Source organism: Micromonospora sp. NPDC020750 (assembly GCF_044334565.1).
Taxonomy (GTDB): Bacteria; Actinomycetota; Actinomycetes; order Mycobacteriales; family Micromonosporaceae; genus Micromonospora.
Genome location: NZ_JBIRTH010000001.1, coordinates 353,154 through 368,345 on the forward strand (window position 1 = coordinate 353,154; position 15,192 = coordinate 368,345).

Annotated in this window: 13 protein-coding genes; 8 read left to right on the forward strand and 5 right to left on the reverse strand. The window is 73.9% G+C overall.

The genetic code is table 11. The annotated features are described in order from the left end of the window. Window positions 1–6: 6 nt before the first annotated feature. Complete coding sequence (locus ACH4T9_RS01755; protein WP_396669294.1) at window positions 7–1,287, forward strand: thymidine phosphorylase; 1,281 nt, start codon at window positions 7–9, stop codon at window positions 1,285–1,287. Window positions 1,288–1,396: 109 nt separating this feature from the next. Beyond that, window positions 1,397–2,077: a DUF4272 domain-containing protein gene (locus tag ACH4T9_RS01760; protein ID WP_396669295.1), complete on the forward strand. Its 681-nt coding sequence runs from the start codon at window positions 1,397–1,399 to the stop codon at window positions 2,075–2,077. Between the two features lie 5 nt (window positions 2,078–2,082). Here ACH4T9_RS01760 and ACH4T9_RS01765 read toward each other — a convergent pair whose 3' ends face one another. Together ACH4T9_RS01765 and ACH4T9_RS01770 are read right to left on the reverse strand one after the other, a co-directional pair. After that, window positions 2,083–2,946: a putative RNA methyltransferase gene (locus ACH4T9_RS01765; RefSeq protein ID WP_396669297.1), complete on the reverse strand. Its 864-nt coding sequence runs from the start codon at window positions 2,944–2,946 to the stop codon at window positions 2,083–2,085. Between the two features lie 5 nt (window positions 2,947–2,951). After that, a complete protein-coding gene (locus ACH4T9_RS01770; protein WP_396669298.1) occupies window positions 2,952–3,425 on the reverse strand; it encodes a MarR family winged helix-turn-helix transcriptional regulator in 474 nt (157 codons plus the stop codon). A 118-nt stretch (window positions 3,426–3,543) separates the two neighbouring features. On the opposite strand from ACH4T9_RS01770, the gene ACH4T9_RS01775 reads away from it, so the two are divergent. Both ACH4T9_RS01775 and ACH4T9_RS01780 read left to right on the forward strand, forming a co-directional pair. Then, the gene (locus ACH4T9_RS01775) at window positions 3,544–3,957 is read left to right on the forward strand and encodes a PPOX class F420-dependent oxidoreductase (protein WP_396669299.1); all 414 of its coding nucleotides are present in this window, start codon (window positions 3,544–3,546) and stop codon (window positions 3,955–3,957) included. Window positions 3,958–4,165: 208 nt separating this feature from the next. Then, window positions 4,166–5,245, forward strand: a complete 1,080-nt coding sequence (locus tag ACH4T9_RS01780) for an adenosine deaminase (protein WP_396669300.1) — start codon at window positions 4,166–4,168, stop codon at window positions 5,243–5,245. Here the strand turns inward: ACH4T9_RS01780 and ACH4T9_RS01785 are convergent, their stop codons facing one another. Next, window positions 5,246–5,584 (reverse strand): hypothetical protein, encoded by a 339-nt coding sequence (locus tag ACH4T9_RS01785; RefSeq protein WP_387019631.1) that lies wholly within the window; start codon window positions 5,582–5,584, stop codon window positions 5,246–5,248. It lies immediately after the preceding gene. Window positions 5,585–6,044: 460 nt separating this feature from the next. Here ACH4T9_RS01785 and ACH4T9_RS01790 point away from each other — a divergent pair, with 460 nt between their 5' ends. The 4 genes from ACH4T9_RS01790 (at window position 6,045) to ACH4T9_RS01805 (ending at window position 11,014) form a co-directional block, all read left to right on the forward strand. Continuing rightward, complete coding sequence (locus ACH4T9_RS01790; RefSeq protein WP_396669301.1) at window positions 6,045–9,536, forward strand: nitrate- and nitrite sensing domain-containing protein; 3,492 nt, start codon at window positions 6,045–6,047, stop codon at window positions 9,534–9,536. Next, window positions 9,533–9,937 (forward strand): roadblock/LC7 domain-containing protein, encoded by a 405-nt coding sequence (locus tag ACH4T9_RS01795; protein ID WP_117671056.1) that lies wholly within the window; start codon window positions 9,533–9,535, stop codon window positions 9,935–9,937. The genes ACH4T9_RS01790 and ACH4T9_RS01795 overlap by 4 nt, the downstream gene beginning before the upstream one ends. Window positions 9,938–10,041: 104 nt before the next feature. Further along, window positions 10,042–10,419 (forward strand): DUF742 domain-containing protein, encoded by a 378-nt coding sequence (locus ACH4T9_RS01800; RefSeq protein WP_387020390.1) that lies wholly within the window; start codon window positions 10,042–10,044, stop codon window positions 10,417–10,419. Window position 10,420: 1 nt separating this feature from the next. Next, a complete protein-coding gene (locus tag ACH4T9_RS01805; protein ID WP_396669302.1) occupies window positions 10,421–11,014 on the forward strand; it encodes a GTP-binding protein in 594 nt (197 codons plus the stop codon). Window positions 11,015–11,199: 185 nt separating this feature from the next. On the opposite strand, the gene ACH4T9_RS01810 is transcribed toward ACH4T9_RS01805, so the two are convergent. Together ACH4T9_RS01810 and ACH4T9_RS01815 are read right to left on the reverse strand one after the other, a co-directional pair. After that, a complete protein-coding gene (locus tag ACH4T9_RS01810; protein WP_396669303.1) occupies window positions 11,200–12,423 on the reverse strand; it encodes an ABC transporter substrate-binding protein in 1,224 nt (407 codons plus the stop codon). Window positions 12,424–12,687: 264 nt separating this feature from the next. Continuing rightward, the gene (locus ACH4T9_RS01815) at window positions 12,688–15,159 is read right to left on the reverse strand and encodes a transposase (RefSeq protein ID WP_396669304.1); all 2,472 of its coding nucleotides are present in this window, start codon (window positions 15,157–15,159) and stop codon (window positions 12,688–12,690) included. Between the last annotated feature and the right edge of the window lie 33 nt (window positions 15,160–15,192).

The window sequence follows — 15,192 nt, forward strand, 5'->3', positions numbered from 1 at the left end:
TCAACGGTGAGTGCTTTCACGGCGGTCGACGTCATCCGGGCCAAGCGGGACGGCGGCGTGCTGAGCGACGCCCAGATCGACTGGGTGGTCGACGCGTACACGACGGGTCTGGTGGCCGACGAGCAGATGTCGGCGCTGGCCATGGCGATCCTGCTGCGCGGGATGAGCGCGCCGGAGATCGCCCGGTGGACCGCCGCGATGATTGCCAGCGGGCAGCGGCTGGACCTGTCCGCCGTCGACCGGCCGACCGTCGACAAGCACTCCACCGGCGGCGTCGGTGACAAGATCACCCTCCCGCTCACCCCGCTGGTCGCGGCGTGCGGCGGCGCGGTGCCGCAGCTCTCCGGGCGGGGGCTCGGGCACACCGGCGGCACGCTGGACAAGCTGGAGTCGATTCCCGGCTGGCGGGCCGCGCTGACCAACGACGAGTTCATCCGGCAGCTCCGCGAGGTGGGCGCGGTGATCTGCGCGGCCGGCGACAGCCTGGCCCCGGCCGACCGCAAGCTGTACGCGCTGCGCGACGTCACCGGCACCGTGGAGGCGATCCCGCTGATCGCCAGCTCGATCATGAGCAAGAAGATCGCCGAGGGGACCGGCGCGCTGGTGCTGGACGTGAAGGTCGGCTCCGGTGCGTTCATGAAGTCCGTCGACGACGCCCGGGAGCTGGCCCGCACCATGGTCGAGCTGGGCGGCGCGCACGGGGTGCGGACCGTCGCCCTGCTCACCGACATGTCCACCCCGCTCGGGCTGACCGTCGGCAACGCGGTCGAGGTGACCGAGTCGGTCGAGGTGCTGGCCGGGGGCGGCCCCGCCGACGTGGTGGAACTGACCCTGGCCCTGGCCCGGGAGATGCTCGACGCGGCCGGGCTGCCCGACGCCGACCCGGCGGCGGCACTGCGCGACGGCCGGGCGATGGACTCCTGGCGGACGATGATCCGCGCCCAGGGTGGCGACCCGGACGCGCCCATGCCCACGGCGAACGAGATCGAGGTGGTCACCGCCGACGCGGACGGCTTCGTCTCCTCGGTCGACGCGTACGCGATCGGGGTGGCCGCCTGGCGGCTCGGCGCGGGCCGGGCCCGCAAGGAGGACCCGATCAGCGTGCCGTCCGGGGTGGTGCTGCACAAGCGACCCGGCGACCCGGTGCGGGCCGGCGAGCCGCTGTACGAGCTGCGCGCCGAGCACGCCGCCCGGATCCCGGCGGCGCTGGCCGAGGCGGCCCGCGCGGTACGGATCTCGGCCACCGCCCCGGCCACGAAGCCGCTGGTCATCGAGCGGATCGGCTGAGCCGGCCGAGCGACGGGGGGCCGTGGTGAAGCCCATCGGGACCGGCTATTCTCCCAGGCCACGGGGGACGACCAGCGCTGAGCCGATGCGACTGACAGGGATCTGAGCCGTGCGCATACCCGCCCCCGACCCGCGAGAGGTCCGAGAGGCCAGCCTGGACGAGCTGTCCCGGTTGGGGCTGCCCCTGCCCCCGAGCCAGTTCCCCCTGGTGTGGGAGCCGGGCGACGAGATCGAGCTGCGGCCGACCGTGGAGATCGAGGCCAGGATCGCGGTGCTGCACCTGATCCTGGCCCGGTGCTTCGGCATGCCGCCGCAGGCCGCGATGAGCTGGCTGCTCGCCTCGCACCTGGTCGACATGGTCACCCCGCCGGAGGGGCAGTTCGTGATGGGCGGCCGGGGCGACCACCGGTCGTTCGTGCTGCACCACGACGCGCTCTTCTCCCTGTCCTGGGTGCTCGGCCTGACCAAGCAGCTCGACCCGACCATGCCGGTGGACGACCGGCTGGTGGAGCGGCTGCCGCAGATCGCCGCGGGGGAGACGTTCACCGAGTGGCGTTCCCGCATCCTCGCCGCGCCCCAGCACCCGGCCGACGCGGCGGCCCTGCTCGACCTGCACTACTGCCTCGACTGGGCGTACCTGGAGCTGGAGCGGTCCGGCCGGTCGCTGCCGGGGCTGGTCGACGCGAACGCCATCGGGCAGCGCCGGTGGGCGCTGGAGTGGGCCGTGGTCCTGCGGGGGCAGTACCACGACGAGCCGCCGGGCTGGGAAGAGGTCGACCTGTCGACCTGAGCCGCTCAGCGGGGACGGTGCACGCTCAGCCGGACCGCGAGGGTCACCCCGACCGGCTCGGGCAGCACGGCGGTCCGCGCGGCGCGGGTGGCCGGGTCGGCGTGCCAGGCGCTGGGCCCCATCCCGACCAGGGTGGCCACCTCCGGGTGGGTCAGCTCCAGCCGGGACCGCAGCACCGTCGTGGCGACCTCGTCGAACTGGCCGGCCAGGCTCCCGGCGACCCGGTCGGCCTTGGCCGGGTCGACCCTCAGCAGGCCGAGCGCGTCGACCAGCTCGGCGAGGTGGTCCTCGGCCGGGGTGACCACCAGCAGCGCGCCGGCCGGGTGCAGCACCCGGCGGAACTCGGCCCCGTTGCGCGGGGCGAAGACGTCGAGCAGCACGGCGACGCTGCCGTCGGCCAGCGGTAGCCGCTGCCAGGTGTCGGCGAGGGCCGCCGCCGCGCGCGGATGGGCCCGCGCCGCCCGGCGCAGCGCCGGCTTGGACACGTCGAGGGCGAGACCCACGGCGTCGGGCAGCGCCGCCAGCACCGCCGCGAGGTGCCGGCCGGTCCCGGCGCCGGCGTCCACCACCAGCGGGTACGCCCCGTCCGCCGCCCCCGTCGGCACGTCGCGGGCCGCCTCGGCGAGCGCGGCGGAGACCGGGTCGTAGTGGCCGGCGGCCAGGAAGTCGGCGCGGGCCGCCACCATCTCGGCGGTGTCCCCGACGTGCGGGGCGCGGCCGGCGAGCAGGTTGACGTACCCCTGGCGGGCCACGTCGAAGCTGTGCCGGCGCGGGCAGCGCAACGCCCGGCCGGTCCCGGCGACGGCCTCCGCGAGTGGCTCCGCGCAGACCGGGCAGCGCAGCCGGTCGACGATGCGGGGATCGGTCACCGGGGTCACCGTACCGACCGGCCCTCGTCGGTCAGGTGGTCGACCACCCGGTGCGTGAGCGCGTCCAGCGCGGCGATCTCGTCGGGGGTCAGCAGGTCGATGAGGTGCCGGCGGACCGCCGCCACGTGCCCGGGGGCCGCCGCCTCGACGGCGCGTCGGCCCTCGGCGGTGAGCGCGACGACCGCGCCCCGCCCGTCGGCCGCGCACTCCTCGCGGGTGACCAGGCCACGCTGCTGCATGCGGGTCAGGTGGTGGGAGAGCCGGCTGCGCGACCAGAGCATCCGGTCGGCCAGCTCGCTGAGCCGCAGCCGCTGGTCGGGCGTCTCCGCCAGGTCGGAGAGGACGTCGTAGTCGGGCTCGGAGAGCCCCGCGTCCCGCATCAGCTCGCGGGCCAGCTCCAGGTCGAGCAGGCGGCGCATCCGCCGGTATCCGCGCCAGGCGCTCTGCTCCCGCTCGTCGAGCCAGCGTGGTCGTTCCATGCCGGCCATCCTAGCCATCTGGTTGACATGTCATCGATCCGCCTCCTAATGTAGGTGACATGTCAACCAGATTGCCGAGCCGGCTGGCCGCCGCCCGCACCCCGCCGCGGGTGCCGGCGTGAACGCCCGGCTGTGGGAGCTGTTCGGGGAGCGCGGCCGGGGCGTGCTGGTCACCCTGCGGCGCGACGGGCGGCCCCAGCTGTCCAACCTCGACTTCCTCGCCGAGCCCGGCCTGATCCGCTGCTCCACCACCGCCGACCGGGCCAAGGTGCGCAACCTGCGCCGTGACCCCCGGGCCAGCCTGCACGTCGCCACCGCCGACGGCGGGGCGTACGCGGTCGCGGAGGGCGTGGTCACGGCGACCCCGCCGGCCGTGGCGCCCGACGACGCCACCGTCGAGGAGCTGGTCGAGGTCTACCGGCGGATCCGCGGCGAGCACCCCGACTGGGCCGAATACCGGGCGGTGATGGTCGCCGACGGTCGGCTGGTGCTCCGGCTCGCCGTCGAGCGGGTGTACGGCTGGCGTCCCTGACCGGGCGTGGGGCCGGCCTCTCGGTCCCGGCCGGCCTCTCGGTCCCGGCCGGCCTTTCGGTCCGGCCGGGCGGGCCGGTCCGGTCGGGCGGCCCGGATGCCCGGCCGGGCCAGACCACGGGGCCGGCCCGGCCCGGACCGGCGGCACGCCGACCGCCGATCGCCGCCGGTCCATAGGCGGGCCCGGCGGGGCCGACTAGGGTCTCAGCATGGTCGCGACAATTCGTTACGAGGACATCGTCAAGGTCCCGAAGGCGCTGCTGCACGATCACCTCGACGGCGGCCTGCGGCCGGCGACAATCGTCGAGCTGGCCGCCGAGGTGGGTCACGAGCTGCCCACCACCGACCCCGAGTCGCTGGGCCGGTGGTTCGTCGAGGCGGCCAACTCCGGCTCCCTGGAGCGCTATCTGGAGACGTTCGCGCACACCGTCGCCGTCATGCAGACCCCGTCGTCACTGCGGCGGGTGGCCAGGGAGTGTGCCCAGGACCTGGCCGCCGACGGGGTGGTCTACGCCGAGGTGCGGTTCGCCCCCGAGCAGCACCTGGAGCGGGACCTGACCCTGGACGAGGTGGTGGAGGCCGTCGTGGCCGGGTTCACCGAGGGCGCGACACTGGCCGCGGAGGCCGGCACCCCGATCCGGGTCGGCACACTGCTCACCGCGATGCGGCACGCCGCCCGGTCGCAGGAGATCGCCGAGCTGGCCGTCCGGCACCGGGACGCCGGGGTGGTCGGCTTCGACATCGCCGGCGCGGAGGCGGGCTTCCCGCCCACCCGGCACCTGGACGCCTTCGAGTACCTCCAGCGGGAGAACTTCCACTTCACCATCCACGCCGGCGAGGCCTTCGGTCTGCCGTCGATCTGGCAGGCCATCCAATGGTGCGGCGCGGACCGGCTCGGCCACGGGGTGCGCATCGTCGACGACATCACCCCCGGCGAACCGCCGATGCTCGGCCGGCTGGCCGCGTACGTGCGGGACAAGCGGATCCCGCTGGAGCTGTGCCCGTCGTCGAACGTGCAGACCGGGGCGGCGGCGTCCATCGCCGAGCACCCGATCGGGCTCCTGCGCGACCTGCGCTTCAGGGCGACGGTGAACACCGACAACCGGCTGATGAGCGGCACCTCGATGTCCCGGGAGATGGCGCTGCTGGTGGACGCCTTCGGCTACGGCTGGAAGGAACTCCAGTGGTTCACCATCAACGCGATGAAGAGCGCCTTCATCCCGTTCGACGAGCGGCTGGCGATCATCGACGAGGTGATCAAGCCCGCGTACGCGAAGCTGCTGGGCTGATCAGTGGTGGTGCGGGTGGCCGGCGAGCAGGTCGGCCACCCGGCGCAGCACCTCGCCGGCCGGGGCCGGGTGCGCGCCGAGCCCCGCCTGCCGGCGCAGCACCGCAGGCTCGGCGCGCAGCAGGGCCAGCCCTCGGCGCAGCAGTACGCCGGGGGCCTTGCGCTGTTCGGCGAGGTCACGGGTGAGTCGACGGAGAAAGGTGGTCCCCCGCGGGCGGCGCAGCGCGTACGCCCCGGCGAGCAGCCCTCGGCGTCGACATTCCTCGACGATCTCGGCGGCGAAGATTCCTTCGGCGATGAAGAATGGCGACCCGGCGACCTCGAATGGCCGGGTGGCCACCCGGCGGTCCGCACCGATCGCATAAACCGGCACTTCGGCCTTTCCGTGCCGGGACAGTCTGGCAATGGTCTCCACGGCCGCCTCGGCGTCCCACGACCGCGGTGAATCCCAGTCCACGAGGTTGTTCTGACGCGGCAACGTAGGGTCATCGCCGTCCTTGTAGAAGTCGTCGAGGCATAGAACCGGGAGCCCGGTTCGTTGCGCGATGTACGACTTTCCGGAGCCGGATGGGCCGGCGAGCAGGACGACGCGGTGCGGATGATCCATTACTTTGTGTGACTCCGGCCAGACGGATTGCGAGCAAATTGCATCAACATCTCATCACACCCCCGGCAACCGCCAACCTGGGCTTTCTCTTTGGAACACGGCGTGATGGAATCTCGGAGGTCCGACCCACCGGGTCGGTCGCTGGGCGTTGCCCGGGGCAACGCGCGGACGCTGTGATCGCGAGGGCGGTGACGTGAGCAAACGGCCGAAGACGGCGGGCTCCTTCCTGTCGCGACTGCGTCGGCCGGCCGGCCGACTCCGCGACATGCCGATCTGGTCAAAGCTCGGTCTCATCATGATCGTGCCGACCATCGCGACGGTGGTCGTCGGTACCAGCGGCCTCGTCGACAACCTGGACACCCTCGGCAACGCCAACCGCTCCGGCGACCTGGCCAACCTCGTCGGCCACTCCGGCAAGCTGGTCAACAGCCTCCAGGACGAGCGCACCTCGGCGGTGCTGCTGCTCGGGGCCGACGGCGAGCAGTCCAGGGCCCGGTACCAGGAGTCGTACAACCGGGTCAACGGCCAGGTGGACCAGGACACGAGGCCCTACCTGCAACAGCGGGACAAGATCGAGGACCTGCCGGCCAGCCTGGACGGCCTCCTCGACGGGATCGACCAGAACCTGAAGGACCTGCCCGGCACCCGCAGCCAGGTGTTCAACGGCAAGCTGAAGATCATCGACGCGATGCAGGCGTACGAGGGTCTGATCAACGACCTGCTCGCCGTCCGCGACTCCGCCACCCAGCTCGCCGGCGACAACGACCTGAGCGACCGGATGCGGGCCTCGGCCGCCGTCGCCCGCGAGAAGGAATACCTCTCGGTCCGCCGGGTCGTGGTGCACCGCGCGCTGATCCAGCGCGAGCTGACCCCGGTGCTGCGCACCGACTACATCGCCAGCGGCACGGGCCAGCAGCAGGCGCTGCAGAGCTTCAAGGCGGTCGCCAACTCCGCCGAGGCGGACCTGCACGACCAGACCGTATCCGGCGGTGACCGGCGCGAGGCGCAGAACTACACGGGCTGGATCGACGGCAACATCAACGGCAGCATGACCGAGGCGCCGTTCGCGGCGGACCAGTGGGACGCGGCCATGGTGGCCAACGCCAAGCTGATCCGCACCGTCGAGGCGAAGCTGGACGGCGACGTGGTCCGGCAGGCCGACGGGTTGCGCTCGGACGTGCAGCGCACGGTGTTCGTCCAGACCGGACTGCTGCTCAGCATGCTGCTGCTGGCCATCCTCTTCGCCTACCTCGTCGCCCGGTCGATGGCCCGCTCACTGCGCGACCTGCGGGAGGGCGCACACAAGATCGCCCGGCACGGGCTGCCCCAGGCGGTCGCCCGCCTGCGCGACCCGAAGCTCTCCAACCAGCTCTCCCCGGTCCAGCTGGCCAACCAGATCGCCGAGCCGCTGCCGGTCCGCAGCAAGGACGAGTTCGGTCAGGTGACCGAGGCGTTCAACGCGGTCCACCTGGAAGCCGTCCGGACCGCGGCCGAGCAGGCCGCGCTGCGCGCGTCCGTCGCGACCATGTTCGTCAACCTGGCCCGCCGCTCGCAGATCCTGGTCGACCGGCTGATCGGCCACCTCGACCGGCTGGAGCGCGGCGAGGAGGACCCGGACCGGCTGGCCGAGCTGTTCCAGCTCGACCACCTGGCCACCCGGATGCGCCGTAACGACGAGAACCTACTGGTGCTCGCCGGTGCCGACTCCACCCGCGTGCAGCGCGAGCCCGCGGCGCTGATCGACGTGCTCCGGGCCGCCCAGTCCGAGGTCGAGCACTACACCCGGATCGAGTTCGGGGTGATCGACCGGGACATCGAGGTCGCCGCGCACGCCGTCAACGACCTGGTCCACCTGGTCGCCGAGCTGTTCGACAATGCGACCGCCTTCTCCCCGCCGGACTCGCAGGTGATGGTGGAGGCCCGCCGCGTAGGCGACCGCGCCTCCCTCTACGTCGAGGACCGGGGCATCGGCATCAGCGGCGACCAGCTCAACGAGCTGAACGATCGGCTGGCCACGCCGCCGCAGGTGGACGTGGCCGTCTCCCGGATGATGGGTCTGGTGGTGGTCGCCCGACTGGCGTCCCGACACGGGGTCAGGGTCGAGTTGCGGCCCGGAGCCGACCGAGGCACCGTCGCCGACGTCACCCTGCCCACCTCGGTCCTGGTGCCCCGCGCGCTCTCCGGCCGGGTCCAGCAGCCGTCTGCGTTGCCCCCCGGCCCGCAGCCGTCCGCGTTGCCCCCCGGCCCGCAGCCGGCCGGGGCACCCCCGACCCTGGGTGCCTTCGCCGCCTTCGGCGGCGGCCCGTCGGCTTCCGCGCCCACGCAGCGGCCGGGGCACTCCGGCAACCAGGTCACCCTGGGCGGCCGGACGTTCGACCCGGCCTCGCGCAACGGACAGGGCACGCCCGCCCCGGCCGGCGGTTCCGTCCGGTCGATGCCGGCCTGGTCCGACCTGACGGGGGCCAGCGGGGTCAGCGGCGGTGACACCCGCGGCCCGCGCACCTCGAACGGGCAGCCGATCGACCCGTTGCCGCAACGGCGTGCCCCCGGCGACGCCGACCCGGACAGCACGGGTCAGCAGCCGGTGATACCTCGGCAGCTGCCGAGCAGCCCGGAGGCCCGGGGCTGGACCCCGCCGCCGGTCTCCGCCCCTCCGGTCTCGGGCGCGCCGGTCTCCGGCCAGCCGGTCTCGGCCGCCCCGTTCCCAGGCCAGCCGGTCTCCGGCCAGCCGTACTCCGCAGCGCCCGTCTCCGGTCAACCGTTCTCCGCGCCGCCGCCGCTGCCGAGCCGGCCGACGCCGTCGGCCCCGGGGCCGACCGCTCCGCCGGCCTGGCCGCCGGTGGCCCAGCCGGCGCGGGAGCCGGCCACCCCGCCGGTGCCCGAGCGCCTCGCCGCCGCCCTGGACATGACCACGGAACTGCCACGGGTGCCGCGCACCGACGTGCCGCCAGGGCCGTACGCCCCGGTCGCCCAGCCGGCCCCGGGCCAGCCGGGGCCCCCGCAGGCCCAGAACCAGCAGCGGTACGCCGACGAGACGATGGAGCTGCCGATCTTCCGGGAGCTCGAGTCGGCGTGGTTCCGCACCCGCCGGGCGGGCTCAGAGGAGGGCGCCCAGCCGGCGCAGGCCAACGGAGCCACGGACCGGGCCAACAGCGCCGTGACCCAGCAGTTCTCCGCGGTCGACGTCGCCGACCGGGCCGTTCAGACATCAGGACCCCGGACGACAGGTAACGCACCGATGGCAGACATCCCGATGGCCGCAGGAGTGTCCCGCGACAACGGGCTGACAACCAGCGGTGGCGCCCAACGCGGTCCCGTTGACGGGCCGTTGACGGGCCGCCGGCCAGGCAGCGCCTGGCAGACCTCGGCCGACGACGGCTGGCGGGCCGCCTCGGCGGCGACCGAGGTTCCGGTCGCGGAGACCACCCGCCAGGGCCTACCCAAGCGGGTGCCGATGGCCCAGTTGGTGCCGGGCGCGGTGGAGAAGCCAGCCGTCTCCGCCCAGCGCCGTACGCCGGAGGGGGTCCGCGGCCTACTCTCCGCCTACCATCGAGGCGTGCAGCGCGGGCGTACCGAGCCCGACGGTAACTCGACCAGCCCGGACGTGACTCCGGGAGGGCAACAATCCTCGCAGTCTGGCTCAGGTCCGGTGGCCGGGAGCGGGCAGAAGGAGCAACAACGATGACAACTACGCAGGATCTCGGTTGGCTGCTGGCCAACTTCGCCGACCGGGTGCCCGGTGTCGCGCATGCGGTCGCCGTCTCCGCGGACGGCCTGCTCCTCGCGTCGTCACGAGACCTTCCGCGTGACCGGGCCGACCAGTTGGCCGCGATCGCGTCCGGTCTGGTCAGTCTGACCCAGGGAGCGGCCCGTTGCTTCGAGGGCGGCGCGGTGTTGCAGACAGTGGTCGAGATGGACAACGGCTTCCTGTTCCTGATGTCCATCTCGGACGGTTCGTCCTTCGCCGTGCTCGCAGCTCGCAGCTGCGACGTCGGGCAGGTCGGCTACGAGATGGCCCTCCTGGTCGACCGGGTGGGCGACGCGTTGACCCCGCAGCCGCGTGCGGCTGTGGGGATGATGGGCTGACCTACGCGCTGACCGGTTGGTCAGGCGGGGCGGCAAGGACAACGACGAGGGGTTCCGTTCCAGGGACCAGCCGGTGTCAGGGACGAAGGGAGGTGAGCGGCGAGATGGTCGATCGTGACGAGCCGACCGGAGCGTTGGTCCGTCCGTACGCCGTGACCCGCGGTCGTACCCGCCCCCGGCTGGACATCGCCCTGGAAGCGCTCGTCGAGACGACGGTGCGCGGCCGTACCGCTGCCAGCAGCAATGGCAGCCAGGGTCGTGAACACCAGTACATCGCCGCGCTGTGTGACGGACGTGTACAGTCGCTCGCCGAGATCGCGGCGCGGCTGCAGCTTCCGCTCGGCGTGGCTAGGGTGCTCATCGCCGACATGGCGACGGACGGCCTGGTCGCGGTCCACGAGCCGACCATTTTGGGCGACTCCGACGACTCGGTGGGCACTGAACTGCTGGAGAGGGTGCTGAGTGGACTTCGCAGGCTCTGACATGTCGCACCGCCCGCCCGCGCCGAGCGGCCGGGTGACGTCGGCGAAGATCGTTATCGCCGGTGGGTTCGGCGTCGGCAAGACGACGCTGGTCGGCTCGGTCTCGGAGATCACTCCGTTGACCACCGAGGCCATCATGACCTCGGCCGGCGTGGGCGTCGACGACACCCGGCAGGTGCCGGGCAAGACGACGACCACGGTGGCGATGGACTTCGGTCGTATCTCGATCGACCGGGACCTGATCCTGTACCTGTTCGGCACACCCGGCCAGACCCGGTTCTGGTTCATGTGGGACGAACTGGTCCGGGGCGCCATCGGCGCGGTGGTGCTGGTCGACACCCGACGACTGGCCGACTGCTTCGCGGCCATCGACTTCTTCGAGCACCGGCGGCTGCCGTACCTGGTGGCCATCAACTGCTTCGACGGGATGCAGTACCACAACCCGCAGGACGTCCGGGACGCGCTGGCGATCTCGCACGACGTGCCGGTGGTGGCCTGCGACGCCCGGAACCGGGAGTCGACGAAGCACGTGCTGATCTCGCTGGTCGAGTACGTGTTGACGATGCGCCGCTCGCGCGCCGTCACGCCGGCCTGAGATCCGCCCGGGCAGCGCCCGGTGACCGGCACGCCGCCGGGCCACCGGGCGCTACCTGCTGTCCGAGAGCGCCCGCCGGCCCGCAGGCTGTCCGAGAGCGCCCGCCCGCCTCGCCGTCCGATCCGCACCGCCTCCCGGCGGGCCGGCGGGTTGGGGCCGGCCGCTCGGGCGACTTGCGGATCGGGTCAGGACACCCGGACCCAGCCGCCGTGGTCGACCCGGTAGATGCCGAGGGAGTTGCGGTCCATGCCGCCGTGCCGGATCGGCGCGAACGCGTACGCCCCGGCGATGCCCTCGGTGACCTGGTTCTGCAGGTACGCCCGCAGCCGCCCCCGGTCCACGCTGGCCGCCGACCGGGACGCGTTGGCGATCAGTTGCAGCGCGTCCGAGGCGTACGGGGCGAAGCCGCTGAACCCGCCGTGTCGCTGGATGTAGCGGTACACGAAGTCCCGCCGGGCCAGCGCCGCCGTGGTGGTGTTGGTGAGGGTGGACCCGCCCAGGCAGATCGGGTGCACCGCGTAAGCGCCCTCCAGGGCGGCCGAGTTGCCGTCGGCCAGGGTGTCCTCGGCGACGCCGCCCGCGTCCAGGTAGAACGGTCCACGGTGGCCGGCCCGGCGCAGCGCCAGGATCGCCCCGCCCGTGTCGGGGGCGGTGCCCCAGACCACCACGGCGTCCGGCTCCGCCGCCACCACCCGTTGCGCGGCCCGCAGGAAGCTCTCGCCGGTCCGGGGCAGCCGGACGACCTCGACGGGCCGCAGCTCGACGGCCCGCAGGGCCGCTGACATCGCCCGTACGCCCGAGTTGCCGTGCAGCCCGTCCGCCGCCAGCACCACAACCCGTTTCCGCCCCTGCGAGGCGATGAGGCGGGCCAGCCGGCGGGCAACGTCGGAGGCGTCCGGGGTCAGCTTGTAGACGTACGTCCGCTGGGCCAGCGGCAGCACGATCCCGTCCCCGTACGCCAGCGAGACGTACGGGGTCCGGAGTCGCTGGGCGACGCCGACGATGGCGGCGGAGGTCTCGGTGACGGTCCCGCCGAGCAGGGCGTGCGCCCCGTCCCGCTGGATCAGCTCGGTGGCGTGCCGGGCGGCCAGGTCCGGGTCGCTGGCGTTGTCACGTACCTCCAGCCGGACGGTCCGGCGCAGGTTGCCGACGGGCACACCGTCGGCGTTGAGCGACTCCAGACTGATCCGTAGGGCCCGCTCCTGAGGCACCCCGAGCGCCGCGCCGGCACCGGTCAGCTCCAGGCTGACGCCGAGCACGAGTTCCTTACCGTCGGTCCGGTCGGCGCCACTGGTGGAACCGTCCTGCGCCCCGGTCCGCCCGCAGGCGGTCAGCAGCAGGACGCCCGCCGCAGCCGCGAGCACCCCCCGCCGGTTGGGTGTGCCCGGGTCGATCGCCGGTGCCGCCATGTTCCAGTCGCCTTCCCCACCCGGCGATACCTGCCGCCGGCCGTTACCGTCCGGTATGTTCCCGGCCGCCGCGACCCGGCGTCAACTTCTGTGGGCATGAACACGCAGGTCGGAGGCGGTTTTCGGGGGCCGACGGCGGCGGTGGCGGGGTCCTTCCCGGGCCGCTGCCGTCCGGCGTGCCGACTGACCCGCCACGGGGCGTGGCGGGTCAGGGGGCCGACGTCGCACCGGCGCGTCGGGCGGCCCGGATTGGGCGTGCGGGTCTCAGGACCGGTATCCGGCGGACCGGTACTCGTACTCCCGGTCGTCGTCGCGGTCCCCGGTGTCCCGGGTGAAGTCCCAGCCGCCGGCCGCTTCCCGTCCCGGACGCCCGCCGACCGCGAAGCCGCCGATCTCCTGCCCGCGACGCCAGCCCCGGAAGTAGCCGGTGGTGTTCTCGGCCAGGCTGGCCGCATCGCGGACGATCCGTAGCGGACGCTCCTCGCGCAGCGGTGAGCCGGGGACCAGGTTGGCCTGCGGCACCCGCTTCGGCAGCCCGGCCTTCGTCTCGACGCCCACGGCCGGGCGGGCGGCCTGCTCGGCGGCCTGCCACCCGGTGTCCGCGGTGCTCGACCAGTCGACCTCGGCCTCTTCGTCCTGGCCCACGAACCAGGCCGACTTGGCGGCGGCGAAGATCAGCAGGTCGCCGTCGCCCTCGTCGGAGATCGGCGGAGTCCGCCGCTCCACCGGCGCGGCACGTGGCGGCTGGACCGGGGCCGGCCGGTGCTCCATGGCCGGTCGGTCGAGGCGGTGTTCCATGGCGGGCCGCTCGGGCCGGTGCTCCATGGCCGGTCGGTCGGGACGGTGCTCCATCACGGGCCGGTTCGGGAGGGGCTGCGTGGCGGGCCGGTTCGGGAGGGGCTGCGTGGCGGGCCGGTCGGCGCGGATGGACTCCCCGCGATCGACGAGCCGCAGCGGCGGCGTCTCCAACTGTGGGTCGCCGGACGGGGCCGACCCCTCGCGCAGCGCCCGGTCCGCCAGCGGCTGCGGCTCGACCAGCCGCAGCATCGGCGGCTCCTGAGGCAGGTCGTCGGCGAGCCAGGGCGGGGTGACCCGACCGTCGGTCGGCACCAGTTCCGTCGGCCCGTCGATCTGTCGCGGCCCTCGGTCCTCGAAGGACCGCACGACCGGATTGTCGGCGGCGCTGTCGGACGGGTCCTCGGGGTTGTTGACCAGCGGCCAGTTCGCCCGCGAGCCCGGGGGAGCGGCCTCCTGGCCGGGCCGCGGGGTCGGGACCGGCACGCTCAGGTCCGTGGCGCTGAACCCGCCGGCGGGTCGGGCGCCCTCGCCAGTGGTCTTCGGCCGGGGCGGGATGACGGTGCGTTGCCGCTCCGCCCGGGCGTGCTGGATCGCGGCGGTCGTCAGCGTGGGCCGGAACGGCTCGCCGGCCTCGGCCGGCGGCACCGAGCCGCGATCGCGCTGGGCCGGCGCGAACGGGGTCATCCCCGGCGGCGGTGGCGGTGGCGCGGACACCGGCCGGTTGGTCGGGCCGTCCACCACCCGGCGCGGCTCACCGGCCGAAGGCGGTGCGGAGACGGGCGGGGTGGCGGTGGCGGCCGGGGCCATCGGGCGCGGGGCGATCGGCGGCGGGGCGATCGGCTCCGGTGCGATCGGCGGCGGGCCGAGGGGCCGGGGCGAGGGCGGCATTCCGCTGCCGGGGATCGGCTCGGGGCGGCTGCGGCGGCCGACGGGCTCGGGTTCGGTGGGCCGCAGCGCGCGCAGCCCGGTGCCGGTGCCGCCGAGGCCGGTCAGTTCGGCGACCGGCTCGCCCCGGCGAGCGGCGGCCCGCCGGCCGGGTGCCTGGGCCGGGTTGGTGACCCGGGCGCCGAGCGCGCTGACCAGCGCCTCACAGCCCGCGTCGCAGGCCCGCACCGAGGCGACCGCCTGGCGGACCGTCTCCGCCACGGCCGAGGTGAGCGCCCGGCTGACCGCCGCGCGGCGTGGGGTCTCGGAGATGGCGACCTGTAGGGCGGTCACCGCGTCGTTGATCTCGTCGGCGTCGGCCACCCCGTCGGCCGCGAGGTGGGCGGCGATGGCGTCCGCCGCCACCGACACCTCCCGGCCCCGGGCGATCGTGCCGCCCAGCATGCCGGGCTCGGGCAGGGCGTCGAGCACGGCCAGCGCGACCGGCTCGGCCGGATCCGGGTACGCCCGCAGCGCGGCCGGGTAGAGCTCCCGTAGCACCTCACGCAGCGCCACGGCTGCGGAGTGCCGGCCGCTGGCGAGCGCGGCGTGGGCAGCGAGGACCTGCTTGTAGCCGGTGAGATCCCGGGGTGCCGGCAGGGTGACCGCGGAGAGCGCCCCGGCCTGGAGTGCCCGGGCCAGCCCGACCGCCTGCCGCTCGGCCGGCGGGGACTGCATCTCCTCCAACGAGTCGTCGTCGGCGAACCGTTCGGCGAAGTCGTCCACCGAGTCGTCGTCGGCGATGGCCAATGGCCGCCCGGCGGCGCTGAGCAGCGCGGTGACCGTGTGGTCATCGCTGTCGGCCGCGATCGCGGCACCGCTCGGCCCGCCCGACCGCTCCACGAGCAGGGCGACCAGCTGGGCGTATCCGGCCGGGTCGTCGCCGATCTCGCAGACATGGAGCAGCCGGCCTGCGTCGTCGACGACAGCAGACGTCAGCGTCGAACCGGCCGAAGCCGGTCGGCCGGCTGGATCCGCTGAGGCCAGACCGCAGTACACGCGCACGAGCGCCACGGCGTCGTCCTCCTCCCGGGACTGAGGTCTTTC

Coding starts and splice junctions, on each gene's coding strand:
- ACH4T9_RS01770 (WP_396669298.1), bottom strand. CDS start 3,425: ATGGAACGACCACGCTGGCTCGACGAGCGGGAGCAGAGCGCCTGGCGC.
- ACH4T9_RS01780 (WP_396669300.1), top strand. CDS start 4,166: ATGGTCGCGACAATTCGTTACGAGGACATCGTCAAGGTCCCGAAGGCG.
- ACH4T9_RS01795 (WP_117671056.1), top strand. CDS start 9,533: ATGACAACTACGCAGGATCTCGGTTGGCTGCTGGCCAACTTCGCCGAC.
- ACH4T9_RS01800 (WP_387020390.1), top strand. CDS start 10,042: ATGGTCGATCGTGACGAGCCGACCGGAGCGTTGGTCCGTCCGTACGCC.
- ACH4T9_RS01805 (WP_396669302.1), top strand. CDS start 10,421: ATGTCGCACCGCCCGCCCGCGCCGAGCGGCCGGGTGACGTCGGCGAAG.
- ACH4T9_RS01810 (WP_396669303.1), bottom strand. CDS start 12,423: ATGGCGGCACCGGCGATCGACCCGGGCACACCCAACCGGCGGGGGGTG.